This window comes from Pseudonocardia sp. ICBG601, from assembly GCF_020496245.1.
Genome location: NZ_JAHLJA010000148.1, coordinates 1213089 through 1236143 on the forward strand (window position 1 = coordinate 1213089; position 23055 = coordinate 1236143).

At 74.6% G+C, this 23055-nt stretch carries 28 protein-coding genes and 1 tRNA gene; 12 read left to right on the top strand and 17 right to left on the bottom strand.

The annotated features are described in order from the left end of the window. The first annotated feature begins 59 nt into the window (after window positions 1–59). The 5 genes from pstS to KPL57_RS35040 all read left to right on the top strand — a co-directional run bounded on the left by pstS (window position 60) and on the right by KPL57_RS35040 (window position 4989). A complete protein-coding gene (pstS, locus tag KPL57_RS35020) occupies window positions 60–1163 on the top strand; it encodes a phosphate ABC transporter substrate-binding protein PstS (protein ID WP_226354849.1) in 1104 nt (367 codons plus the stop codon). Window positions 1164–1281: 118 nt separating this feature from the next. Then, window positions 1282–2226 (top strand): phosphate ABC transporter permease subunit PstC, encoded by a 945-nt coding sequence (gene pstC / locus KPL57_RS35025; RefSeq protein ID WP_226354850.1) that lies wholly within the window; start codon window positions 1282–1284, stop codon window positions 2224–2226. 1 nt (window position 2227) lies between these two features. Next, entirely contained in the window at window positions 2228–3346 is a 1119-nt protein-coding gene (gene pstA / locus KPL57_RS35030) for a phosphate ABC transporter permease PstA (RefSeq protein ID WP_255655120.1), read from the top strand. 12 nt (window positions 3347–3358) lie between these two features. After that, window positions 3359–4138 carry a phosphate ABC transporter ATP-binding protein PstB gene (gene pstB, locus KPL57_RS35035; RefSeq protein ID WP_226354852.1) on the top strand — a complete coding sequence of 260 codons (780 nt, stop codon included), beginning with the start codon at window positions 3359–3361 and terminating at the stop codon, window positions 4136–4138. Between the two features lie 113 nt (window positions 4139–4251). After that, the gene (locus tag KPL57_RS35040) at window positions 4252–4989 is read left to right on the top strand and encodes a class I SAM-dependent methyltransferase (RefSeq protein WP_226354853.1); all 738 of its coding nucleotides are present in this window, start codon (window positions 4252–4254) and stop codon (window positions 4987–4989) included. Window positions 4990–4992: 3 nt separating this feature from the next. Here the strand turns inward: KPL57_RS35040 and KPL57_RS35045 are convergent, their stop codons facing one another. From KPL57_RS35045 to KPL57_RS35075, 7 genes are all read right to left on the bottom strand, one after another. Further along, a complete protein-coding gene (locus KPL57_RS35045; RefSeq protein WP_226354854.1) occupies window positions 4993–5655 on the bottom strand; it encodes a PhoU domain-containing protein in 663 nt (220 codons plus the stop codon). A gap of 71 nt (window positions 5656–5726) precedes the next feature. Then, window positions 5727–5927 carry a dodecin domain-containing protein gene (locus tag KPL57_RS35050; protein WP_100879374.1) on the bottom strand — a complete coding sequence of 67 codons (201 nt, stop codon included), beginning with the start codon at window positions 5925–5927 and terminating at the stop codon, window positions 5727–5729. 98 nt (window positions 5928–6025) lie between these two features. Next, window positions 6026–6682 carry a phosphate signaling complex protein PhoU gene (phoU, locus tag KPL57_RS35055; protein WP_020626048.1) on the bottom strand — a complete coding sequence of 219 codons (657 nt, stop codon included), beginning with the start codon at window positions 6680–6682 and terminating at the stop codon, window positions 6026–6028. A gap of 98 nt (window positions 6683–6780) precedes the next feature. Beyond that, the gene (locus tag KPL57_RS70550; RefSeq protein ID WP_226354855.1) at window positions 6781–9177 is read right to left on the bottom strand and encodes an LCP family protein; all 2397 of its coding nucleotides are present in this window, start codon (window positions 9175–9177) and stop codon (window positions 6781–6783) included. A 106-nt stretch (window positions 9178–9283) separates the two neighbouring features. After that, window positions 9284–10171 (bottom strand): GGDEF domain-containing protein, encoded by an 888-nt coding sequence (locus KPL57_RS35065; RefSeq protein WP_226354856.1) that lies wholly within the window; start codon window positions 10169–10171, stop codon window positions 9284–9286. A gap of 153 nt (window positions 10172–10324) precedes the next feature. Continuing rightward, window positions 10325–11446, bottom strand: coding sequence for a tRNA dihydrouridine synthase DusB (dusB, locus tag KPL57_RS35070; protein WP_308253104.1), 1122 nt, complete (start codon window positions 11444–11446; stop codon window positions 10325–10327). A 108-nt stretch (window positions 11447–11554) separates the two neighbouring features. Continuing rightward, the gene (locus tag KPL57_RS35075) at window positions 11555–12124 is read right to left on the bottom strand and encodes a superoxide dismutase (RefSeq protein ID WP_226354858.1); all 570 of its coding nucleotides are present in this window, start codon (window positions 12122–12124) and stop codon (window positions 11555–11557) included. 339 nt (window positions 12125–12463) lie between these two features. On the opposite strand from KPL57_RS35075, the gene KPL57_RS35080 reads away from it, so the two are divergent. Further along, window positions 12464–12536, top strand: a tRNA-Lys gene (locus KPL57_RS35080). Between the two features lie 68 nt (window positions 12537–12604). Here the strand turns inward: KPL57_RS35080 and KPL57_RS35085 are convergent. The 3 genes from KPL57_RS35085 to KPL57_RS35095 all read right to left on the bottom strand — a co-directional run bounded on the left by KPL57_RS35085 (window position 12605) and on the right by KPL57_RS35095 (window position 14203). Next, window positions 12605–13186 carry a DinB family protein gene (locus KPL57_RS35085; protein ID WP_226354859.1) on the bottom strand — a complete coding sequence of 194 codons (582 nt, stop codon included), beginning with the start codon at window positions 13184–13186 and terminating at the stop codon, window positions 12605–12607. A gap of 136 nt (window positions 13187–13322) precedes the next feature. Then, entirely contained in the window at window positions 13323–13712 is a 390-nt protein-coding gene (locus KPL57_RS35090; RefSeq protein ID WP_226354860.1) for a nuclear transport factor 2 family protein, read from the bottom strand. 62 nt (window positions 13713–13774) lie between these two features. Beyond that, window positions 13775–14203, bottom strand: coding sequence for a VOC family protein (locus KPL57_RS35095; RefSeq protein WP_226354861.1), 429 nt, complete (start codon window positions 14201–14203; stop codon window positions 13775–13777). 61 nt (window positions 14204–14264) lie between these two features. Between KPL57_RS35095 and KPL57_RS35100 the strand changes: the two genes are divergently transcribed. Together KPL57_RS35100 and KPL57_RS70555 are read left to right on the top strand one after the other, a co-directional pair. Beyond that, window positions 14265–15284: a YafY family protein gene (locus KPL57_RS35100; RefSeq protein ID WP_226354862.1), complete on the top strand. Its 1020-nt coding sequence runs from the start codon at window positions 14265–14267 to the stop codon at window positions 15282–15284. A gap of 74 nt (window positions 15285–15358) precedes the next feature. Beyond that, a complete protein-coding gene (locus KPL57_RS70555; protein ID WP_226354863.1) occupies window positions 15359–16315 on the top strand; it encodes an acetyltransferase in 957 nt (318 codons plus the stop codon). A 105-nt stretch (window positions 16316–16420) separates the two neighbouring features. Here the strand turns inward: KPL57_RS70555 and KPL57_RS35110 are convergent, their stop codons facing one another. Further along, window positions 16421–16864 (bottom strand): NUDIX domain-containing protein, encoded by a 444-nt coding sequence (locus KPL57_RS35110; protein WP_226354864.1) that lies wholly within the window; start codon window positions 16862–16864, stop codon window positions 16421–16423. Window positions 16865–16893: 29 nt separating this feature from the next. On the opposite strand from KPL57_RS35110, the gene KPL57_RS35115 reads away from it, so the two are divergent. Beyond that, entirely contained in the window at window positions 16894–17247 is a 354-nt protein-coding gene (locus tag KPL57_RS35115; RefSeq protein WP_226354865.1) for a TraR/DksA C4-type zinc finger protein, read from the top strand. Here the strand turns inward: KPL57_RS35115 and KPL57_RS35120 are convergent. From KPL57_RS35120 to KPL57_RS35145, 6 genes are all read right to left on the bottom strand, one after another. Then, window positions 17207–17428, bottom strand: a complete 222-nt coding sequence (locus KPL57_RS35120) for a hypothetical protein (protein WP_226354866.1) — start codon at window positions 17426–17428, stop codon at window positions 17207–17209. The genes KPL57_RS35115 and KPL57_RS35120 overlap by 41 nt on opposite strands. After that, window positions 17425–18804, bottom strand: coding sequence for a HAMP domain-containing sensor histidine kinase (locus KPL57_RS35125; protein WP_226354867.1), 1380 nt, complete (start codon window positions 18802–18804; stop codon window positions 17425–17427). Before KPL57_RS35125 ends, KPL57_RS35120 begins: the two co-directional genes overlap by 4 nt. A 14-nt stretch (window positions 18805–18818) precedes the next feature. Next, window positions 18819–19565, bottom strand: coding sequence for a response regulator transcription factor (locus KPL57_RS35130; RefSeq protein ID WP_226354868.1), 747 nt, complete (start codon window positions 19563–19565; stop codon window positions 18819–18821). Continuing rightward, complete coding sequence (locus KPL57_RS35135; protein WP_226354869.1) at window positions 19562–19843, bottom strand: hypothetical protein; 282 nt, start codon at window positions 19841–19843, stop codon at window positions 19562–19564. Before KPL57_RS35135 ends, KPL57_RS35130 begins: the two co-directional genes overlap by 4 nt. A gap of 39 nt (window positions 19844–19882) precedes the next feature. Further along, a complete protein-coding gene (locus KPL57_RS35140) occupies window positions 19883–20308 on the bottom strand; it encodes a DUF4383 domain-containing protein (RefSeq protein WP_226354870.1) in 426 nt (141 codons plus the stop codon). 103 nt (window positions 20309–20411) lie between these two features. After that, window positions 20412–21299 carry a nicotianamine synthase family protein gene (locus KPL57_RS35145; protein ID WP_226354871.1) on the bottom strand — a complete coding sequence of 296 codons (888 nt, stop codon included), beginning with the start codon at window positions 21297–21299 and terminating at the stop codon, window positions 20412–20414. A 118-nt stretch (window positions 21300–21417) separates the two neighbouring features. Here KPL57_RS35145 and KPL57_RS35150 point away from each other — a divergent pair, with 118 nt between their 5' ends. The 3 genes from KPL57_RS35150 to KPL57_RS35160 are packed head-to-tail and all read left to right on the top strand — an operon-like array spanning window position 21418 to window position 23043. After that, window positions 21418–21747 carry a multidrug efflux SMR transporter gene (locus KPL57_RS35150; RefSeq protein WP_062399751.1) on the top strand — a complete coding sequence of 110 codons (330 nt, stop codon included), beginning with the start codon at window positions 21418–21420 and terminating at the stop codon, window positions 21745–21747. Continuing rightward, window positions 21740–22294, top strand: a complete 555-nt coding sequence (locus KPL57_RS35155) for a TetR/AcrR family transcriptional regulator (protein WP_226354872.1) — start codon at window positions 21740–21742, stop codon at window positions 22292–22294. Before KPL57_RS35150 ends, KPL57_RS35155 begins: the two co-directional genes overlap by 8 nt. A gap of 29 nt (window positions 22295–22323) precedes the next feature. After that, window positions 22324–23043: a metal-dependent transcriptional regulator gene (locus KPL57_RS35160; protein ID WP_226354873.1), complete on the top strand. Its 720-nt coding sequence runs from the start codon at window positions 22324–22326 to the stop codon at window positions 23041–23043. Window positions 23044–23055: the final 12 nt, after the last annotated feature.

A 23055-nucleotide genomic window follows, 5' to 3' on the forward strand; every position in this document is an offset into this window, starting at 1 on the left:
AGTGGTCACCCCAGACCGCCGTCCCGCAACCGGCTCCCGCCGACTCGGAGGAAACTGCAGTGAAGACCAAGCGGCGCGCGCCCCGGGCGCGCCTGGCTGCCGTCGGTATCGCCACGTCCTGCGCACTGTTCGTCGCCGGCTGCGGTGCGGCGAACGAGGGCGGCGGCTCGGACGCCCAGGGTTCGGGCGTCACCGGCCAGATCGCCGGTGCGGGCGCGAGCTCCCAGCAGGCGGCCATGCAGGCCTGGATCGCCGGCTTCGGCGGCGCCAACCCGGGTGCGACCGTCAACTACCAGCCGGTCGGCTCGGGCGGTGGCCGCACCCAGTTCATCCAGGGCGGTGTCCAGTTCGCCGGCACCGACGCCTACCTCAAGGACGACGAGCTGGCCAAGGCGCGCGAGCGCTGTGGCGGTTCGGTCATCGAGGTGCCGAGCTACGTCTCGCCGATCGCCGTCGTCTTCAAGCTGAACGGCGTCAACGACCTGACCCTGTCCCCGGCCACCATCGCCGGTCTCTTCAAGGGCCAGATCACCACCTGGAACGACCCGAAGATCGCCGCGGACAACCCGGGCGTCCAGCTCCCGGCCACCCGCGTCACCCCGGTGCACCGCTCCGACGAGTCGGGCACCACCCAGAACTTCACCGACTTTCTGAACAAGGCCGCCCCGTCGGTGTGGACCGACAAGGCCGCGCAGACCTGGCCGGTCCAGGGTGGCGAGGCCGCGCAGGGCACCTCCGGCGTCGTGACCGCCGTCGGCGGCGGCGACGGCACCATCGGCTACGCCGACGCCAGCCAGGCCAAGGACCTCGGCAAGGCCAAGGTCAAGCTGGGCGACCAGGCGGTCGAGCCGACCGCCGAGGCCGCGGCCAAGATCCTCGAGGAGTCCAAGCGCGTCGAGGGCCAGGGCGACACCTCGTTCGCCTTCGACCTCAACCGGACCGCCACCGGCGGTGCCTACCCGGTCGTGCTGGTGTCCTACCTGCTCGCGTGCCCGCAGTACCCGGACGCCGCCCAGGCCGACACCACCAAGGCGTTCCTGAAGTACGTGGTCTCGTCCGAGGGCCAGCAGACCGCCGCCCAGAACGCGGGCTCCGCGCCGCTGTCGGACACGCTCCGCGGACAGATCGACCCGGTGATCGACCAGATCAAGGCCCAGGGCTGAGTCTGAGTCGGATGTCATCTAGCCAGGAGCCCCGGGCGGTCGTCATCATGGTGACCGCCCGGGGTTCCCGGCCGCTCGAGTCCCCTGCCCAGCGCGTTCCGCACCCCCAGGGATCACAGTGACCACCACGGAAAACTCGCCCGCGCCCGCACCTGCGAAGCCGGTGACCCAGCTCGGGGACCGGATCTTCGCCGGGTCGGCCAAGGGTGCAGGCATCCTCATCCTCGTCGTCCTCGCCGGCGTCGCGGCCTTCCTCGTCAGCGAGGCGTTCCCGGCCGTCGTGGCCCCTGCGTCCGAGGTGCACGGCGGACTCGCCCTCTACATCGCGCCGCTCATCTTCGGCACGCTCGTCAGCGCGGTCATCGCGCTGATCGTGGCGACGCCGCTGGCGATCGCGGTCGCCCTGTTCATCAGCCACTACGCCCCGCGCCGGCTCGCACAGACGCTCAGCTACGTCGTCGACCTGCTGGCCGCGGTGCCGTCCATCGTGTACGGCCTGTGGGGCATGGCCACCCTGGCCCCGGCGACCGTCGGGCTGATGGTGTGGCTGAACACCTACCTCGGCTGGCTGCCCTTCTTCGCCGGCCCGCCGTCGGCCACCGGCCGCACGATGCTGGTCGTCGGCCTCGTCCTCGCCGTGATGATCCTGCCGATCATCACCGCCGTCGCCCGTGAGGTCTTCCTCCAGGCGCCGAAGCTGCACGAGGAGGCCGCGCTCGCCCTGGGGGCGACCCGCTGGGAGATGATCCGGCTCGCGGTGCTGCCGTTCGGCCGCTCCGGGATCGTCTCGGGCGCGATGCTCGGCCTCGGCCGCGCGCTCGGCGAGACCATGGCGGTGGCGATCATCCTGTCGGTCTCCGGCGGGATCACGTTCAACCTGATCGGCTCCGGCAACCCGTCGACGATCGCCGCGAACATCGCGCTGCAGTTCCCCGAGGCGTCCGGCCTCGACGTCAACGTCCTCATCGCGTCCGGCCTGGTGCTCTTCCTGATCACCCTGCTGGTCAACATGATCGCTCGCTACATCGTCGAGCGCCGTCGCGAGTTCTCGGGAGCGAACTGACATGTCCACCGGGACCGAACGAAACCGCACCGACACCGAGGCGACCGTGACCGGAAGCACGCTGCAGGCCCCGGCCGCGACGACGGCTCTGCCGCGTCGCAAGGGCTCCCTCCCGAGCTGGTCCCCGTGGGCCCTGGTCGCCGGATCGGCCGTGGTGGCCGCCGGTGTGACGGCCCTGGCGGGTGGCTTCTCCATCGGGCTGTGGGTCTTCCTGACCGTGGTCGTGTACCTGGTCGCCACCTACGCGGTGTCCCGGGCGGTGGAGGGCGGTCGCAAGGCCGCCGACCGGCTGGTGACGGCGACCGTCACGGGCGCGTTCCTGCTCGCGATGGTCCCGCTGGTGTCGGTGCTGTGGACGGTCGTGTCGAACGGCTGGGCGCGGTTCGACCCGACGTTCTTCGACAGCTCGATGCGCGGCGTCGTCGGGGTCGGCGGCGGTGCGCTGCACGCCATCCAGGGCACTCTGATCATCACGGCGCTCGCCGCGGTCATGTCGATCCCGGTGGGTGTGCTGACCGCGATCTACCTGGTCGAGTACGGCAACCGGTCGCGGCTGGCGCGGGCGATCACGTTCTTCGTCGACGTCATGACGGGTATCCCGTCGATCGTCGCCGGTCTGTTCGCGTTCGCGCTGTTCGCGCTGTTCGTCGGTCCGGCGGTGCGGTTCGGCTTCGCCGGTGCGGTCGCCCTGACGGTCCTCATGATCCCGATCGTGGTGCGCTCCACCGAGGAGATGCTCAAGATCGTCCCGAACGAGCTGCGCGAGGCCGCGTACGCGCTCGGTGTGCCGAAGTGGCGGACGATCCTCAAGGTCGTCATCCCCACGACGGCCGGCGGTATCGCGACCGGCGTCATGCTCGCCGTCGCCCGCGTCATCGGTGAGACCGCCCCGCTGCTGGTCACCACGGGCCTGGCGCTCGGCGTCAACCTGAACCCGTTCTCGGGGCCGATGGCCACGCTGCCGGTGTTCTCCTACTACTCCTACGCCGTTCCCGGCATCCCGCGCGAGGCGTTCCTCGACCGGGCCTGGACCGCCGCGCTGGTCCTGATGCTCGTCGTCATGGTGCTGAACATCGTCGCCCGCATCATCTCCCGCATTTTCGCCCCGAAGACCCGATAAGGAATCCGCGACATGGGCAAGAGTGTCGAAGCCAAGGACCTGAACATCTACTACGGGTCGTTCCTCGCCGTCGAGGGCGTCAACATGACGATCAAGCCGAAGACCGTGACGGCCCTCATCGGCCCGTCCGGCTGCGGCAAGTCGACCTTCCTGCGGTCGATCAACCGGATGCACGAGAACATCCCCGGCGCCCGCGTCGAGGGGAAGCTCGAGCTCGACGGCCAGGACCTCTACGGCGCCAACGTCGACCCGGTCGGCGTCCGCCGCCAGATCGGCATGGTCTTCCAGCGGCCCAACCCGTTCCCGACGATGTCGATCTACGACAACGTCATCGCGGGCATGAAGCTGAACAACAAGCGGGCGTCGAAGTCCGAGTTCGACGACACCGTGGAGCGGTCGCTGCGCGGCGCCAACCTCTGGAACGAGGTCAAGGACCGGCTCGACAAGCCCGGCTCGGGCCTCTCCGGTGGTCAGCAGCAGCGGCTCTGCATCGCCCGCGCGATCGCGGTGCGCCCGGACGTCCTGCTGATGGACGAGCCCTGCTCGGCGCTGGACCCGATCTCCACGCTCGCGATCGAGGACCTGATCAACGAGCTGAAGAACGACTACACGATCGTCATCGTGACCCACAACATGCAGCAGGCGGCGCGGGTCAGCGACTTCACCGGCTTCTTCAACATCGAGGGCACCGGCAAGCCCGGCAAGCTGGTCGAGCTCGACGAGACCAAGACGATCTTCTCCCAGCCGAAGCAGAAGGCGACCGAGGACTACGTGTCCGGTCGCTTCGGCTGATCGGCTCCGCCGTACGACACGGCCCCGGCCCCGCGAGGGGGTCGGGGCCGTCGTCGTTGTGAGGCGGATCACCATGCCGTTGTCGTCCTTCGCCGCGGGGCCAGGATCGGACCGTGGAGACCGACCGTGCCGACGGGTCCGCCGTGAGGCGCCCCGACTTCGGGATCGACGCCCCCTACGTCCCGGCCGGGTACCTGGCCGGAGCCGTCGTCGCCGCGGTGCCGGCGGTCCTGTTCGGGCCGTGGTGGCGGATCACTGCGGCCTTCTTCCTGCTCGGCGCCGGGATCTACCTGCACACCACGCGACGCGGCAAGTTCGTGGCCTGGGAGCGGCTGCTCGACCGCGCCGCGATCGCCGAGGACGCCCGCGTGCTCGACGTCGGCTGTGGTCGCGGCGCGGTGACGGTCGCGGTGGCCCGGCGGGTGCCCCGCGGCCGTGTGGCCGGCGTCGACCTGTGGCGGCGCGGGGACCAGTCGGGCAACGACCCGGCGACGACGCGCGCGAACCTCGAGGCCGCGGGGGTGGCCGAGCGGGTGGAGCTGCACACCGCGGACATGCGCGACCTCCCGTTCCCGGACGCGTCGTTCGACCTCGTCGTGTCCTCGCTCGCCGTGCACAACCTCCCCCGGCCCGAGGACCGCGACCGGGCCGTCGACGAGATGTGCCGGGTGCTGCGTCCGGACGGCCGTCTCGTCGTCGCGGACCTCGGGAGGACCGCGCGCTACGCCGAGCGGATCCGCGTGCGACGGCCGTCGGCGACCGTCACCCGCACCGGTCTGGGGCCGATCATGTGGTGGAGCGGGCCCTGGGTCGGGACGAGCGTGGTCGTCGCCGGGCCGTCCGGGGAGTGAACCTCAGAGCGCGGGCAGCTCGTCCACGGTGCCGCCGGTGACGGCGTAGACGACGTGGTCGGCCAGGTGCACGCAGTGGTCGGCGTAGCGCTCGTGGAAACGGGCCAGCAGCGCGGCGTCGACGGCGGCCGGCACCCCCGCGGTCCACTCCGGGCCGAACATCAGCTCGAAGACCTCGCGGTGCAGGGCGTCGACGACGTCGTCGTCGTCGCGCAGCTCGGCCGCGAGGACGACGTTGTGGGTGCGGAGCACCTCGACGGCCTTGTCCCCCATGGCCGCGACCCGGGCGCCGTAGTCGCGGAACAGCGGGCGGGCCTGCTCGGCGAGCACCACACGGTCCCCGTTGCGCACGACGGTGGCGGCGACGTGCCGGGCCAGGTCACCCATCCGCTCCAGCTGCTGGGCGCACCGCAGGGCGGTGATCACCGAGCGCAGCGGCGCGACCATCGGCTGGTGGATGTTCATGGTCTCGACGGCGAGCAGCTCGATCGCGTCGCGGTGGCCGTCGATGACGGGGTCGCGGGAGACGACCTGCTCGGCGAGCCGGGGGCGGTCGCACAGGAGCGCCTCGGACGCGTCGCGGAACGCGGAGGCGACGAGCGGACCCATCTCGTCGAGCATGGACTGGAGCTGCGTCAGGTTGTCGTCGAGCGTCTCCCTGCGCATGGCGACGACCTTAGATCGGAGTCCGTGACGGCTTCGGCCCGGGACCGGTGAACGCTCGGTGAACGCCGGGGTCAGGCGGCGCGGGCCCGCAGGCCGACGCGCAGACCGACCCGGAAGCGCTCGGTGGAGCCGAGGACGGTCGACCGGACCCCGGTCACCTCGAACCACTCGAGGGCGTGTCCGGCGCGGCTCATGCCGTCCCGGATCGCAGCCTCGACGCTCTCGTCCGAGGTGCCGACGACCTCGGTGACGACGCAGCCCGCGTGTTCCATGCAGCAGACGTGCCCCCGGCGTCTCACCGTCAAACTCGATCGGTCGACCGTTCGCCGAGCGGGGTGTATCGACTACGTCGAACGGGGCAACGACGCTCTCAGACGGCGAGCGGACCGGGCATCTGACCGGTGACGACGTACACGATCCGGCGAGCGACGGCGACGGCGTGGTCGGCGTACCGCTCGTAGAAGCGCGCGAGCAGGGCGACGTCGACCGCGGCGGACACCCCGTGGGTCCAGTTGCGGTCCATCAGCACGGTGAACATGTGCTGGTGGATGTCGTCGACGGCGTCGTCGTCGGCCTCGAGCTCGTTCGCCGCGTCCAGGTCACGGGTGCGGATGACGCGCCCGGCCTTCTCCGCGAGCTCCACGCCGACCCGGCCCATCTCGGCGAAGTAGGACTTCACCTCGTCGGGCAGCACGCTCTGCGGGTGCCTGCGGCGGGCGGCCTGGGCGACGTGCAGGGCGAGGTCGCCCATGCGCTCGATGTCGCCCGCACCGTGGATCGCGGCGACGACGACCCGCAGGTCGGTCGCGACCGGCGCCTGCAGGGCGAGCAGGCCGAAGGCCCGGTGCTCCGCGGCGGCACGGACGTCGTCGATCTTGATGTCCTCGGAGATGACCTGCTCGGCGAGCTGGAGGTCGGCCTCGAGCAGCGCTGTCGTGGCGCGCGCCATGGCACGTGCGACGTCGTCGCACATGTCCGCCAGGCCGGAGGCCAGCTCGTCCAGCTGCTCCTGATAGGTGTCGCGCATGTCCCGAGCCTAGGCCCCCGGGCGGGAACGTTCAGCCGCAGCGGGTGAACCCGCCGTGAACGCTGGACGACATCCCCCGTTCGGGGGATATGGGCGATTCAGCCGCAGTCGGCGTCGTCGGAGGGGACGGCCTGCACCGGGGCCGCGTCTCCGGCCCCGACGACGAGCTCCAGCACCCGGCTCCCGGTCGGGTCCGGGACGGGCCGGGCGCCGGGCAGCGCCTCCACGAGCGTGCCCGCGGCGTCGGTGTTGTCGGGGGAGTAGCGGACCTGCGCGCCGGGTGCGGCCGGGCCGGGCGTGACGGTGCCGATCTCGTAGCCGCGTTCGCGCAGGTCCGCGGCGATCCGGTCGGCCGCGCCGGGACGCCCGGTCGCGTCGACCAGGTTCACGACGGTGCCCGGCGCCGGGGCGGCCGCGGACCGGGAGGCCGGCGCGGTCGCGCTCTCGGGCAGCGGCTCGTGCTCGCGCAGCGCGGAGAACAGGGTGCGTGCCTCGGAGCGGCGCAGCTCCAGCTGGCCCCGCGTGTTCGGGGTCTCGGTGACCGGGACGGACAGGAACACCGGGGTGTCGGCGTCGCCCGCGGCGCCGGACCGGGCGAGCCCGCGGGCGAGGGTGAGGATCTCGCCGGCGTCGACGCCGTCCGCCGACAGCGCCGAGGACACCCCGGCCGCGGAGCGGCCCGGCGCACCCGGGGTCAGCAGCGAGGTGGTCGAGAGCGCGTCGCCGAGCGCGGCGGCGAGCACCCGCTGCTGGCGCCGGACCCGGTTGGCCGGGGAGCTGTCCGCGGTGCCCGCGGCGGAGGCGAACCGGACCGCGGTGGGCCCGTCGAGCTCCACGGTGCCCGAGCCCTCCACGACCGGGCCGAGCACCGGGTCCACGACCGGACGCTCGGTGCAGACCTCGATCCCGCCGACGGCGTCCACGAGCTGCGGGGTACCGGCCAGGTCGAGCGCGACGAAGCCGCTCATCGGCATGCCGGTCAGCTGCTGGACGACGCCGACGCTGCAGGCCGGGCCGCCGACGTCGTAGGCGGTGGCGAAGGCGGTGCGGGACTCCGCGGGCACGGTGTCGCCGTAGGTGCCGGTGGCGGCGTCGAATCGCCGGCACGGCGGCCGGGACACCTCCAGCGTCGCGGGGATCGACAGGGTGACGGCCGGGCCGCCGCCCGCGGGCTGGTGGACCAGCACCGCCGTGTCGGTGCGCGCGGACTCCGCGGTGCCCGCGCGGTCGGCCTGCAGGCCCAGCACCAGGACGTTGCGGTCGCTCGCCTGGGCGTCGGCGTCGAGGATCGCGTCGGTGTCCGGGGCGAGGGCGGCGACGTCGCGGACGCCGTCGTGCACCTCGCTGCGCCCGGCGAACCCGAACGCGGTGGTGGCCAGGACGAGCACCGCGGCCGCCGCAGCGCCGATCCGCAGCGCGCGGGCGCGGGGGTCTAGCCGGGCCGGTGGCGGGGTGTCGGCCGGTTCCGGCTCCGCGACCTCCTCGGCCGTGGTGGTGTCCTCGACGGGCGGGTCGTCCCGATAGCGACGACGACGGCGGCGCGGCACCAGTGCGTCGAAGACCTCGGTGACGCGGGAGTCCGCGGCGCCGCGGCGGTCGGGCCGCGACGGCGCCGCGCCCGCCCCGGTCTCCGTGTCGCCGTCGGTCCCACCGCTCCGGGTGGCTCCGGCGTCGCCCGTGTTCCGGCCGGCTCCGGTGTTCCCGGCGTCCGCTGTGTTCCGGGTGGCGCCGGTGCTCCGGGGGGCCCGGGTGTCCGGGTGGGCTGCGGCGGCCGCGCCCGCCCCGGTGTCCGCGGCCGGGCGGGCAGCGGTGGTCGGTGTGGTCCCGGGGGTACGGCCGCCCCGGGGCGCCGGGGTGGCCCCGGTGCCGGGGCCTGCTCCGGTGGCCGGGGTGGCGGCGCGCGCGGTCGCCGGGGTCTCCCCGGGGGTGCGGGCGGGCCGGGCACCGGGGCCACCCGGTGACGCCGGACGGGCGGTGCCGCCCGCGGGCGGCACCGGGGTGGTCCGCGACGGGTCACCGTCGCGTGGGCGCGGACGCTGCGGTGCCGGCGGCTCACCGGGACGGCGGGGTACGGGGCCGCCGCGCACGCGTCGCACACCGGTCGGGGGGACCGGCCCCGGCGGCGGGGCGTCGGCGGGCCCCGGCGGCGGGGCGTCGGCGGGCCGCGGCTGCGGCTGCGACGGGTGCGCGCCGCTCTCCGGCTGCGGCCCCGCGGGCTGGGATCCGGACGCGGGGCGCGGCTGCGGGCCGGAGGGGTGGGTCCCGGTGGCGGGGCGCTGCTGCGGCCCGGACGGGTGGGTCCCGGAGCCGGGACGGGGCTGCGGCCCGGACGGGTGCGCGCCGGGGCGCCCCTGCGGGCCCGACGGGTGCGCTCCGGACGGCGGGACCTGCGCCCCGGGAGGGCTCTGCGGTGCGGGGGGCGCGGGCGGGCCCGCGTCGTCCGGGCGCCGACGCGTACGCCGGGACCGGCGCACCTCGTCGTCGCCGTCCTGCACCGGGCCTCCTCGTCGCGACCGCCGGAGCGGAAGCGCGTGACGGGCGCGGCGTCGGGGGAGCGCGCCCTTCCGGGATCGTGCGGTCGCGGGGACCGCACGGAGGATCTTATTCGGCCCGGGCCGACGCGGGTGGCGCGGGGCGCGACGCGCCCTGCTCCGGTTGGGGGATCGACCTGCGTCCGGCTGCCGCACCGGCGAGGCTCACCCGGCCGTCGGCGTCGCGGTGGGCGACGGCGTTCCGGCCCGCCTGCTTGGCCGTGTAGAGGAGCACGTCGGCCTCGGTGACGAGGGCCTCGACGTCGTCGTCGCCGGGACGGGACCGGGCGACGCCGATGCTGATCGTCATCCGCAGGTCCGGGTGCAGGTCGCTCCAGTCGTGCGCGGCGACGTTCTCGCGGGCGGTCTCGCAGGCCGCGACGCCCTCCTCGGCCGTCAGCCCGGGCAGCACCAGCGCGAACTCCTCGCCGCCGTAGCGGGCGCAGAACGCGCCGGGCGGCAGGGCCCGGCCCAGCTCCAGGACCATCCGCTGCAGGACCCGGTCCCCGAACGGGTGCCCGTGGGTGTCGTTGACCAGCTTGAAGTGGTCGATGTCGGCCAGCGCCAGGCAGACCGGCAGGTCCGTTCCCGCGGCGAGCAGGTCGATCAGCCGCTCGTCGAGGTACCGGCGGTTGTACGACGCCGTCAGGCTGTCGCGGCGGCTCTGCTCACGGGCCTCGGCGTGCTCGCGGCGGAGCCGGTCGAGCTCGTCGGCCGGGCTGGGCGCGCTGAGGCCGTGCAGGAGCCGGACGGCCTCGCGCAGGTGCAGGTAGGCCTGCTCGTAGCGACGGTGCTCGGCGAGCCGCTCGGCGGCCGCGGTGTGCAGGGCCGCGCGGGCCGCGGGGGAGGCGGGGGCGACGTCGTCGCCCGGGGTGTCGGGCCCGGGAACGGGCGGCGACGGGTCGACACGGCGTGCGGACCGCACGAGCCTGCGCACCGTCCATGCGGTGTCGGTCATGGTCCACCTCCCCGTCGTCGAGCCGTTCGGCCACTGGGACTGTTCATCGGTGACACCCCCGGGACGCTTGAGGCGTACGGGGCGTCGGCACCCGTTCGGCGCCCTGGTTCCCCCGGGTCGGGGTAACGCGTGTTCGCCCCGGGGTCGCCGTGATCAACCTCCGGAGTGCTCCACGTCCGCCCCGAAGGGGATCGACGGGTCGTCCGGGTCGTCGAGCCAGTGCTCGGGCAGCACGACGCGACCGGGTGACCCCTGGCGCCCGCGCGGCCCGTCGGCGTCGGCCGGGAACGGCTCGTCCGGGTCCAGCCCGGACAGCAGCTCGTCGAGGTGATCGATCGACTCCACCATCCCGAGGCTGCGCCGCAGCTCCGGGCCGACCGGGAAGCCCTTGAGGTACCAGGCGATGTGCTTGCGCACGTCGCGGATGCCCTTGTGGTCGCCCATGTGCTCGCAGAGCAGCACGGCGTGCCGGCGCAGCGTCGCGGCGACCTGACCGAGGTTCGGCGCGGCCGGCAGCTCGCGCCCGGCGAACGCCGCCTCCAGGTCCCCGAACAGCCACGGGCGGCCCAGGCAGCCCCGGCCGACCACGACGCCGTCGCACCCGGTCCGGGCGACCATGTCCAGGGCGTCCTGCGCGGAGAAGATGTCGCCGTTGCCCAGCACCGGGATGTGCGACGGGACGGCCTCGCGCAGCCGGGCGATCTCGGACCAGTCCGCGGTGCCGGAGTAGCGCTGGGCGGCGGTCCGCGCGTGCAGCGCGACGGCGACGGCACCCTCGTCGACGGCGATCCGCGCGGCCTCGAGGTGGGTCGGGTGCTCGTCGTCGATGCCGATGCGCATCTTCACCGTGACCGGGCGGTCCCCGGCGCCGGTGACGGCGGCGCGCACGATCCGGCGGAACAGCTCCCGCTTGAACGGCAGCGCCGCCCCGCCGCCACGACGGGTGACCTTCGGGACCGGGCAGCCGAAGTTCATGTCGATGTGGTCGGCCAGGTCCCGCTCGACGATCATCTCCGCGGCCCGCTGCATGGACACCGGGTCGACGCCGTAGAGCTGCATCGAGCGGGGGTGCTCGTCCGCGTCGAAGGCGATCATGCGGAACGTCAGCGGGTTCTTCTCGACCAGCCCGCGGGCGGTGATCATCTCGCAGACGTAGTAGCCGGCGCCCTGCTCACGGCACAGGCGGCGGAACCCGGGGTTGGTGATGCCGGCCATCGGCGCGAGCACCACGGGGGTGTCGACCTCGAACGGGCCGATGCGCAACGGCGGCAGCACGCGGTCACGGCGGGCGGGGGTGTCCGTCCGCGCGTCGCGGACGCTGTCCAACACGGTCACGCCCACCAGTGTCCCAGGCCCGCGTGACGGCGCCGACCTGGGCGTCGCTCAGAAGCCGACGGTGATGCAGCCGGGGCGTCCACCCGCGGTGCCGGCGTGCCCGGCGTGGGTGGCGGTCGGCTTCTGGTGGAGGACGACGGACTCCGCGCGCCGGTCGTCCGGGAAGACCCACGGGACGGTGGCGGTCGACTCGCCCGCGCCGTTCGCGTCGGTGGTGACGTCGAGCCAGATCTCGTTCATCGGGTTCGCGTAGGACGGGTCGACGCTCGGCGTCACCGGGTCCTCGGAGAACTGGTAGTGCGGGCCCGCGTCGGCGCCGGAGGCCGCGGTGCAGGGCTTCGCGTGCGCGTGCGCCCCATAGGTCCGGTTCGGCAGCAGCCCGGTGACCCGGAGGGTGGTGACGGTCGAGCCGTCCTGCTCGGCGTCGGTGACCGCGACGGTCGCCCCGACCGGGACGAGCTTCGGGTCGTAGGTGAACGCGGGCCCGTCCCCGCCCCGGGCGACGGTCGCGGTCACCTCGGTCACCGCGGTCCGCGACTGCTCGCCACCGCAGGCGGTCAGGGCGACCGTGGTGGCTCCGAGCAGGGCGATCGAGGCGAGGGAACGCGTGTGGATCATGAGAACGATGATCACGGCCCGCGCCGGGGTGGGCACCGCGAAAGCGGACGCGACGGGACGTTCCACCGGTTCGTGTGGTGGCTACCGTCGGTTTCCGAGCCCTGGGTAGCCGCCTCCCGGAGCCTCCGGGGCGGTGCCGCGTCCGACGGCTGCCGGGATCCCTTCCGGGGCAGGGGATCCACCCCGGCCATGGTGTCTCGTTCTGCGACACCCGACACGGTGACGGCGTCGCGACGACGGCATCGGTGGTTGCAGACGGTAAAGTGCAGATCTGGTTCGCCGCGACCGGCCGGGGGTATCCGGTGGTGGGCCACACCCGGCGTGTCCGGGGGCGGTCAGGGGCCTCTAGCTCAATCGGCAGAGCAGCGGACTTTTAATCCGCGGGTTCGGGGTTCGATCCCCCGGGGGCCCACAGTCACTGGGTGAACGCGCTGCAGGTCACGGCCAACGGGCGGGACTCACCCCAAGCGCTCCCAGCGCCTACCGGGACGCCTCACGCGCGGCCGACTCGATCCGGCCGACGTACTGCGTCCACCATTCGCGGTCCTCGGACGGTAGCGACGACAAACCCTCTCGATGCCCGGCCGCCCCGTCGAAGCCCTCACGAATGACGTCCGCCTGCCCCGCGTGCCGGTTCGTCTCCCCGAGCATGCGGACGACGACATGGTGCAGCGTGGTCTCGGCACGCTCCTGGGGCCAGTGGGGTACCCGACCCGGGGCGTCGAGCGGCAGCTCGGTGACGATGCTGTTCGAGTGGGCGCAGACCCGGCGATAGCGGGCGACGAGTTCCTCGCGGTCCTCGTCGGCGCCGGCCCACATGTCCTCGTTCTCCCACGCGTCGAACGTGTCGAGGTAGGACAGGTCCGCGGACGGTCGGTCGAAGGTACGGGCGAAGTACACCAGTTCGCAGCTCGTCAGGTGCTTGACCAGACCGAGCAGGTTCGTCCCCGTGGGCGTTCCGGGGCGGCGGGCGGTGTACTCGTCGAGCCCGTCGAGCTTCCACACGACGGCGTCGCGAGCCTCGTCGAGGTAACGGAGCAGGTCGCTCTTTTGGTCGTCCATGGCGGGATGGTTGCAGGAGGCTCTGACAGTCTCGGCGCGCGAGGCTCTGCGCGACGAGGGCGTCGGCGTCGGTTCCGGCCGCCCGGCGCGGTCTGCTGCATCCGGCCGTCGACCACATGACTCCTGCGGGGCCCGGTCAGAACATGCCGTTGTCGTTCGCCGAGGTGGCGGGAACGACCTGCAGGACGTCCCAGTGCTCGACGACCCTGCCGTCGTCGTCGACGCGGAAGATGTCGATGCCAGCGTAGTCGTCACCGCCCGGCCACGTCTGGTGGCAGTGCAGTACCACCAGGTCGTCCTCGGCGATCGCGCGGACGAACCGCACGTGCTTGCCCGGGTACTCCTCGGCCATCCGCTCGAAGTAGTCGACGAAGGCCTGCTTGCCGTCCGCAACGTGGACGTTGTGCTGGATGTAGGTCTGCCCGGCGTAGCGGTCGAGGGCCTCGGCCGGTCGGCACCGGTTGAACATGAGGTCGTAGAACGCTCGGACGTTGTCCTTGTTGCGCTGCAGGATCGCGTCGGTCACGACGGGCTCGCCTCCACTGTCCGGTGACGGTACGGACGGTCCGAACCCCGGCGCGGCCGCGGTCATTCCGTGTGGTCGGCCGCGAACGTCGTCCTGGCCTCCGGGTCGATCGGTGTGAACAGGTTGACCAGGTTCCCGTCGGGGTCGCGCAGCAGCAGCGACCGGTTGCCCCACGGCATGGTCGTCGGCTCCTGGACGACGTCGTCCACCGTGGCGCGCAGCCGCTCGTACTCGGCGTCGACGTCGGCGACGAGGAACTCGATGATCGCCGTGTGGTTGTCCGCCGGGCGCGCCGAGCCGGCCGAGAACAGCGCGACCGTGCGGGTGCTGCCGAGGGCGAGGGTGCCCGCCGGCGTCGCCACCTCGGCGAAGTCCGGTGTGGACCAGTGTGCGAGTGTCCCGGTGACCCGCTCGTAGAACCGGGCGAGGGCGGCCACGTCGTCGGTGATCAAGCGGACGGAGACCAGGCTCGCGGTCGTCGATGTCGTCATGGCCGGGACGTTAGGACGGTAACCGGTCAGGATCCGCCCGGTTATGGGGGACGATGGACGTGTGACACGTCCCACCGCCCGGGTCCTGGCCCTGCTCGAGCTGCTGCAGGCGGGACCGCGGCTGCGCCGGGTCGGCGACCTCGCCGAACGCCTCGACGTCGACGAACGCACCCTGCGTCGCTACCTGGCGCACCTGCAGGACCTGGGTGTGCCGGTGGAGTCGGTGCGCGGCAGGCACGGGGGCGTCCGCCTCGCGCCCGGCTACCGGATGCCGCCGCTGATGCTCACCGACGGGGAGGCCGTCGCGGTCATGCTGGGCCTCGTGGCCGCCCGGCGGGCCGGGCTGCTGCCCCCGGCCGTGTCCGACGACGTCGCGGGTGGCGGCGCCGCGGACGGCGCGGCCGCGAAGCTGCGCCGCGTGCTGCCCGCCGCGCTGGTCCACCGGGTCGATGCCCTTCTCGCAGACCTGCAGGTCACGGCACCCGCCGGGCCGGTCGGCGCCCCGGCGGCCGAGGTCCTGCTCACCGCGGCCACCGCGACCGCGGAGCGCCGCCCGGTGGCACTGACCTACACCCGCGCCGACGGCGACCGCAGCCGGCGCACGGTGCATCCGCACGGCGTCGTCGTCCACCGGGGGCGGTGGTACCTGTCCGCCACCGACACCGCCGTCGGTGAGCTGCGGACCTTCCGGCTGGACCGGGTCACGGACGCCACGGCGCTCGTCGGCTCCTTCGATGCCCCGCCCGACCTGGACCCCGCCGCCCACGTCCTGGAATCGCTGGCCCGCACCCCGTGGCGGCACGAGGTGGTGCTGCGCGTGCGGGGGATGGCCGCGGAGGTCACCGCGATGTTCCCCGCCGGGCTGGCCCTCGCCGAGGACCTCGCGGATCCCGGGGGGTGGGCGCGGGTCACCCTGCGCGCCGACTCGCTGGACTGGGTGCCCGCGCTGCTGGCGGGGCTGCCGGTTCCGTTCGTCGTCGAGGGGCCGGAGGAGCTGCGCGAGCTGGTCCGGGCGACGGCGGAGCGGCTGGCCGACGCCCTCGGCCCGCGAGCAGACGTGCCCGGTCACTCGCCGCAGTAGCCGTCGTTGTCACCGGCGCGGTTCCACGACTCCGGCCCCGGCAACCCGCTCGACAGCCCTGCCACCCTGTCCCCGTGAGCGACGACAACCGCCCGACCGTCCGCGCCGCCACCCCCGCCGACCACCCCGAGCTCGTCCGCATCTGGCGTCGCGCGGTCGAGGCGACGCACGCGTTCCTCACCCCGGCCGACGTCGACGAGATCGAGTACGAGGTCCGGACGGCGGCGCTGCCCGCCCTCGCCGTCACCGTCGCCCAGCGGGACGACGGCACGCCGGTCGGCTGGATCGGGGTGCACGGCGACCGGGTGGAGGCCCTGTTCGTCGACCCGTCGGCGCACCGTCTCGGTGTCGGGTCCGCGCTGCTGGCGACGGCCACCGACGGACTCGCGCGGGTGGAGCTGGACGTGAACGAGCAGAACCCGTCCGCGCTGGCCTTCTACGAGCGCCATGGGTTCGTCCGGACCGGACGGTCCGACCGCGACGGCCGGGGGCGCCCGTTCCCGCTGCTGCACCTGCGCAGGGATCCGTCCCGCCTCCCCGAGCCCACCGACCCGGCCCCCTCCACGACCGCGCTCCTGCTCACCTACATCGACTTCTTCCGGGCCCGCGTCCTCGCCAAGTACGCCGAGCTCCCCGGGCCCGACCGCACGACCAGCCGCCTCCCGACCGGCTGGTCGCCCGCCGAGCTCCTGCACCACCTGCGCTGCATGGAGCGCCGATGGCTGGAGTGGGGCTTCGTCGACGCCGACCTCCCGGACCCGTGGGCCGACCACGTCGACGGCCGGTGGCAGCTCCCGCCCGGTACCACCGCCGACGGGCTCGCGGACGCGCTCGCGGCGCAGGGCAGGCGCACCCGCGAGATCGCGGAGTCGGTGGGGGCCGGCGCGGTGGGGCTGCCGAGCGCCCGCTGGCGCGGTGCCGGGCCCGGGACGATCGAGCGGACGTTGCTGCACGTCGTGCAGGAGTACGCCCGCCACGCGGGGCACCTGGACATCGTCGTCGAGCTCGCGACCGGGGCCGCGGGGGAGTAGACCGCCCGATACCCACGTCGATCAGTACATGAGCGCGGTCGGACCGGCCCGGGACAGCGCTCATGTACTGATCGACGGCGCGGAGGCGGGGCCGGGAGTGGGTGCTCAATGCGCGACCCGGTGCAGCTCCCAGCCGTCGAGGGCGACGCCCGGGGAACGCCAGGCGTGGCGCACGGCGGCGGTGTGGGCGAACACCGGGGCGGGCAGCGCGTCGGGGTCCGCCCAGGTCCAGGCGTCGATCGCGTGCGGTTCGGTCACCCGCAGCCCGGCCCCGGCGGGTGCGGGCACGTGCACCGCGAAGGTCACCCCCGCGCCGTCGAGCCGGACGCACACCGCGAACAGCGTCCCCGTCGCCGCGACGACGCCGGTCTCCTCCGCCAGCTCCCGCAGCGCGGCCGCGACGACCGGCTCCCCGCCCTCCAGATGCCCGCCCGGGAACGACCAGCTCGGAGTCTCCCCGGCGGTGACGCGGTGCCCGACGGCGACCGCGCCGTCGTCGCGCTGGAGGACGACACCGACACCGGACACGGGACGCGACAGGGGCACCACGACAGTCTGCCGGGGCGCATCCTGGTCCCGTGGACCCCACCGCCCTGGCCGCCGCCCGCGCCCACGCCCGCGAGTGGGTGGCGTCGCTGCGCCGGGAGCTGGACGCCCTCGCCGACCAGCAGGCCCTGACCAGCCACGACGACGAGCACGACCCCGAGGGCGTCACCATCGCCGTGCAGCGCGCGCAGCTGCAGGGCCTGCTCGCCGCGGCGGAGCGGGAGTGCGGGGACCTCGACCGGGCGGCCGACCGGATGGCGGACGGCGGCTACGGGCGATGCACCGTCTGCGGCGGTCCGATCGCCCCGGAGCGGCTGGAGGCGCTGCCCGCCGCGGACACCTGCATCAGCTGTGCGTCGGACCCGCGCCGACGCCGCCGCCGGTAGTCGGCTGCGGCGGGAGCACGGTGCCGGGGGCAGGGGAGTGCGGCGGGAGCACGGTGACCGTCGGCGTCGGTGACGGCGTCCCGGTGGCCGGGTCCAGCGGCTCCGGCTCGTCCTCCAGGGTCACCCCGCACCCGGCGACGAGCAGCAGCCCCAGCACGGCGGTGCACAGCCGCGTCCTCACGTGTCCACCCCCGGCAGCTCGACGACGACCCGGGCCCCGCCGCCGGGTCGTTCCTCCACCCACACCCGGCCGTCGTGCCGGCGCACGTGCGCGGCGACCAGGGACAGGCCGAGACCGGTGCCGCCGCCGTCGCCGCGGCTGCCGGCCAGGGTGCCACGGGCGAACCGCTCGAACACCGCCAGCCGCTGTTCGGGCGGGATGCCGGGGCCCGCGTCGTCGACCTCGATCCGGGCGTACCGGCCCCGGGGCGCGACGCCGATCCGCAGCGCGCCGCCGCCGTGCGCGTCGGCGTTGTCCAGGAGGTTGCCCAGGACCTGGTCGAGGCGACGGCGGTCGACCCGCACGGTCACCGGCTCCGGGGCGTCGACCTCGGGGACGTGCTCCCCGCCGCGGACCGCGACGAGCCCGCGGACCAGCGCACCGAGCTCACCGTCCTCACGCTGCAGGGTGTCGCTGCGCGAGATCTCCAGCAGGTCCAGGACCATGCGGCGGAAGCGCTGGATCTCGCCGTCGAGCAGCTCGACCGCCTCCCGCGCGGTCGGCGCGAGCTCGTCGCGCCGCCGGGTCAGCACCGCGGTCGCGTTCACCAGCGTCGTCAGCGGCGACCGCAGCTCGTGCGACACGTCCGCGGCGAACCGGGCGTCGCGCGACACCCGCTGCTCCAGGTCGTCGGCGGTCCGGTTGAAGGTCGCGACGAGCGGGGCGAGCTCGGCGTCGGTGCTCGACGGCAACCGTGCGGTCAGGTCGCCCCCGGCGATCCGCGCCGCGGCCCGGGTCACGGCGGTGAGCGGCAGCAGCGCGCGCCGCCCGGCCCACTGACCCAGCGCGAGCCCGAGCAGGGCGCTCACCGCGACCCCGGTGAACAGCACGACGCTGAGGAACTTCAGGTTGGCGTCGAGCCGCTGCATCGGGAAGACCTCGACGAACACGTCGCCGCCCGGCATCGGCGCCGCGACGACGACGCTCGGCATCCCCGCCACCATCACCCGCTGCCGCGCCCCGGTCCCGTTCTCCGCCAGCGCCAGCACCCCCGCCGGCAGTAGGCCGGGGTCGACCTCGCGGCCGCTGGTCGTCCAGGCGCCGTCGCGGCGCAGCGCGACCGTGGTGTCCGGGGTGCCCGCGAGGCCGGTCAGCAGGTCGTCGAGGCCGCCGACGTCGGCGGTGTCGGCGATCGCCCGCTCGACGAGCTGGAGGTTCACCGCGAGCTGCCGGGTCGCGCTCTCCACCCGCTGCTCCACCAGGTAGTACGACGCGAGGTTCCAGGTGACCGTCGCGAACAGCCCGGTCACCACCAGCGACACCCCGGCGAACGCGACGCCGACCCGGTGACGCAGCGGAAGCCGGCCCAGCGGCAGTCGGTCCAGCACGGACCGCATCCTGCCGCGCCCGCTCACCCGCCGCGGCCCGAGGCGGGGGCGGCGCCCGGCAGCGCGGGGTCCGGTCCGGCGTCGCCGACCTTGTACCCGGCGCCGCGCACGGTCAGCACGAGGACCGGGCGGTCCGGGTCGAGCTCGACCTTGCGCCGCAGCCGTCGCACGTGGACGTCCAGCAGCCGGGTGTCGCCGTGGTACTCGTAGCCCCACACCCGCGACAGCAGCTCGTCGCGGGTCACGATCCGCCCGCCCGCCGCGGCGAGCTCGGCGAACAGCCGGAACTCGGTGCGGGTCAGGTGCACCGGGGCGCCGTCGCGGAGCACGGTCCCCTCGTCCGGGCGCAGCTCGACGTCGCCCACGGTGATCCGGCGCGGTGCCGCCGGGGTCGGACGCCTGCGGCGCAGCAGCGCCCGGATGCGGGCGGCCAGCTCCCCGGCCACCAGGGGCTTGGTGACGTAGTCGTCGGCGCCCGCCTCCAGCCCGGCGATGACGTCGGCGGAGTCGGAGCGCGCGGTCACCATGATGATCGGCAGGTCACCGGTCTCGCGCAGCCGCCGGCAGACGGTGAGCCCGTCGATGCCCGGCAGCATGAGGTCCAGCAGCACGAGGTCGACGCCCGGCCGGGCGGCGCTGACCAGGGCCTGTTCGCCGGTGTGCACCGCGTCGACGTCGACGCCCTCGTCGCCCAGGGCGAGGCCGAGCGCGCGCCCGATCCGGACGTCGTCGTCGACCAGCAGCACCCGGGTCCGGCCGTGTTCGCTCATGATGACGGCGATTCCACCGGATCCGGGCCGGTCCCGTCGACCCCGGCGCCGGGCCCGGCACGATCGTCAGGCGATCGCAAGCCCGACGGGTGCGTGACGGCGGCGCCGCAGCGCCAGCAGGTCTGCGGCGGCCCGCCGTCCTCGGTGGGCGAGGGCATCGCCCCGCAGTCCGGGCAGAGCCGGTCCAGCCAGCACACCGGGTCGCCGACCTCGGCCTCGTGGCCGTGGTCGGGGTGTCGTCCGGTGACCGGGGTCCCGGCGGACGGTGTGTCGGACACACCGCCATCGGACCACGGGGGTCACGCCCCGTCCAGGTCTCAGGCCGCGGCGGCCCCGCGGCGGGCCGGGCGCACCACGGGACGGCCGCGCAGCAGCGTCGCGCAGCCGACCATCGCGACGGCGACGACCACCAGGGCCGCGCCCACGGCGTCCAGGGCGACGGCGGCGCTCAGCAGCGCGACGGCGCCACCGGCCACGAGCACCACCCGCGACGCGACACCGGAGCGCGCACAGGCCAGTCCGGCCAGGCCGGTGACGAGGTGCAGCACGTTCTGCAGCACCGACACCGGCAGCAGCCCGCCGAGCACCGCGGTGCCCGCACCGGGCAGCACCGCGAGCTCGCCGGAGGTCACGCCCGGCACGAAGCCCAGGGCTCCGACCAGTAGGAACGCCGCGGCGAACGCCGCCGCGACCGGCTGCACCGGGGTGTAGGGCCGGGAGAACCCGCCCGTCGTCCGCATCATGACCCGACCTCCTCGGTCCGTCGTCCTCCGGCGCGTCGCTGCGCCCCTCGTCGGGGCCCGGTTGCCCGGCCGGGGGCGCTCCGAACCGCGGGAGCGACGCACCTCACGTGGCGGCGCGGGCCACCAGGACGGAGTTGACGACGTCGGTGCGCGGGTGCACCTCGAGGAGCACGTCGAGCGCGGGCAGGTCGGCCGGGACGATCTCCGGGTAGAGCAGGGTCCGCAGCCCGGCGGCGGACCGCACGAGCAGGGTCGTGCCGGGCCCGGTCGCGGTGGCCAGCCGGGCGGTGATCGCGGCCTTGGCGGCGGCGTCCGCACCGACCAGGGCCCCGACGAGCACGAGGTCGGCCCGGCCCAGCTCGTCGGCGAGCGCGGGGGACAGCTGCGGGTCGTCGAGGTCGGCGACCAGGCTGCGGACCCGCCCGTCCGCCCCGAGGGCGGCGGCGACCGCGTCCCCCGCGGCGGCGGCCGCCGGGTCCCGGTCGACGTGCAGCACCTGCGCGCCGTGCCCGGTGGCCAGCACCAGGCCGGTCAGCGGCAGGGGCCCCGACCCGAGGACGACGACGCGTCGCGGCGCGGGCAGCCCGACGGCGGTCAGCGCGGCGAGCTCCAGCCGGACGAGGTCGTGGTAGTTGCCCAGGTAGGGGAACCGGTCCAGCTCGGCCCGGGGGTCGGGGGCGGCGGCGATCCGGCCCGCCCAGTGGTTCTCCATGTGGCCCTCGCCGGTCGCGGCGAGGGTCCGCAGGGCGTCCGAGTGCGGGGCGACCCGCGCCAGGACGCCCTCGGTACAGCCGGCGGGCGGGAAGCAGCAGAGTCCGACGAGCTCGCCGAACGCGGCGTCGGTGTCCGGGGCGGGCCGCAGGTCGGTGCGCTCCAGCCGTCGTCGCAGGGCCACGAGGCGGGTCGCGACGGCGGCGACGGAGCCGTCGTCGCGGGGACGGCGGGGTGCGGGGAAACCGGGCGCGGTCGTCCGACTGCTCTGCGTGGTCACGATGATCCACCGTAAGCCAATGACAACCATTTCGTGCTCGGTCGTCCGGGTGGCGGGAAACCTGAGCGAACGCTCTACAATGTGGGCGAGGAACGGACAGAGGGGGAGGAGCCCGGCGATGTGGGGATGGCTCGCGCTCGCGATCGGCGCCGAGGTCACCGGAACGGTGGCGCTGCGGTTCTCGCAGGGCTTCAGCAGGCTGGTGCCGTCGATGATCACCGTGGTCGGCTACGGGCTGGCGTTCTGGTCGCTGTCCCAGGCGCTCGGCCGCGGGATGGCGCTCGGGATCGCCTACGGCACCTGGGCCGCGGCCGGGGTGGCGCTCGTCGCGCTGATCGGGGTGTTCTTCCTCGGTGAGTCGCTGACCTGGGTGCAGCTCGGCGGGATCGCGCTGGTGATCGCCGGGGTGCTCGCCCTGGAGCTGGGCGGCGCGACCGCGCATGCCTGATGCGGCGGGACGGGACACGCCCGAGGCCGACGGCCGGCGCCGCCGCGGGGACCGGCGCCGCCGCGAGCTGGTCGAGGCCACGCTGCGGCTGGTCGGCGCGGGCGGGGTCGCCGCGGTCAGCCAGCGGGCGGTCGCCGCGGAGGCAGGCGTGCCGCCCAGCGCGGTCTTCTACTACCACCCCAGTGTCGACGCGCTGCTGGTCGCGACGCTCATCGCGGTCAACGACCGCTGGATCGCCCGGCTCGACGCGGTGACCGTCCCCGGCGACCTCGTCGCGCTCGTCGAGGACTGCGCCCGCCAGGAACGGGTCACCGCGATCGCCGAGTACGAGCTGTTCCTGCTGGCCGCGCGGCGCCCGGACCTGCGCGGTGAGCTGGACCGGTGGGACGTCGCGCTCGACGCGGCCGCCGCCCGGCTCCTGCCCGACGACGCCGACCGGCGCGCCCTGCTGGCCGCCGCGGTCAACGGGCTGACCCTGAGCGGGGCGCTCGGCTCGCCGGTCGACCCCGGCCTGCTGGCCCGGCTCTGCGCGGCCGGGAACGCCTGAGCCGCCGTCGCCGGGATACCGTGGTGGGCATGAGCGCCGAGCGCCTCTCGGAGTCCGTGGAGAACTACCTGAAGACCATCTTCCTGCTCTCGGAGCGGTGGGAGGGGTCGGTCGGGGTCTCCGCGCTGGCCGAGCGGCTGCGGGTCTCGTCGCCGTCGGCGTCGGGGATGGTGCGCAAGCTCGTCGACGCCGGGCTGGTCGACCACGCCCGCTACGCCGGGATCACGCTCACCGCCGCCGGGCGGGTCTCCGCGCTCGCCGTGGTGCGCAGGCACCGGCTGCTGGAGATGTTCCTGGTCACCGAGCTGGACCTGGCGTGGGACGAGGTGCACGAGGAGGCCGAGGCGCTCGAGCACGCCGTCTCCGACCGGCTGCTCGACCGGATCGACACCCGGCTCGGGCACCCGCGGTTCGACCCGCACGGCGACCCCATCCCGGCCCGTGACGGCACGATGCCCGTGGTCCACGCCCGCCGGCTGCCGGACCTGCGCTACGGCGAGGGCGGCACCCTGGTGCGCGTCGACGACACCGACCCCGAGGTGCTCCGCTTCCTCGACGCGCACGACGTCCGGCTCGGCGACCGGGTGGACCTGCTGGCCCGCAAGCCCTTCGAGGGGCCGTTCGTGGTGCGGCTGCGCCGCTCCGGCGAGCAGACCCGCCCCGCCCCGGGCGAGGCCGAGCACGAGTGGGGCCCGACGCTCGCGATGGCCCTGTGGGTGGGCGCCGCCGAGGGGGCCGGCTCGGACTGAGCCGGCCCCGCC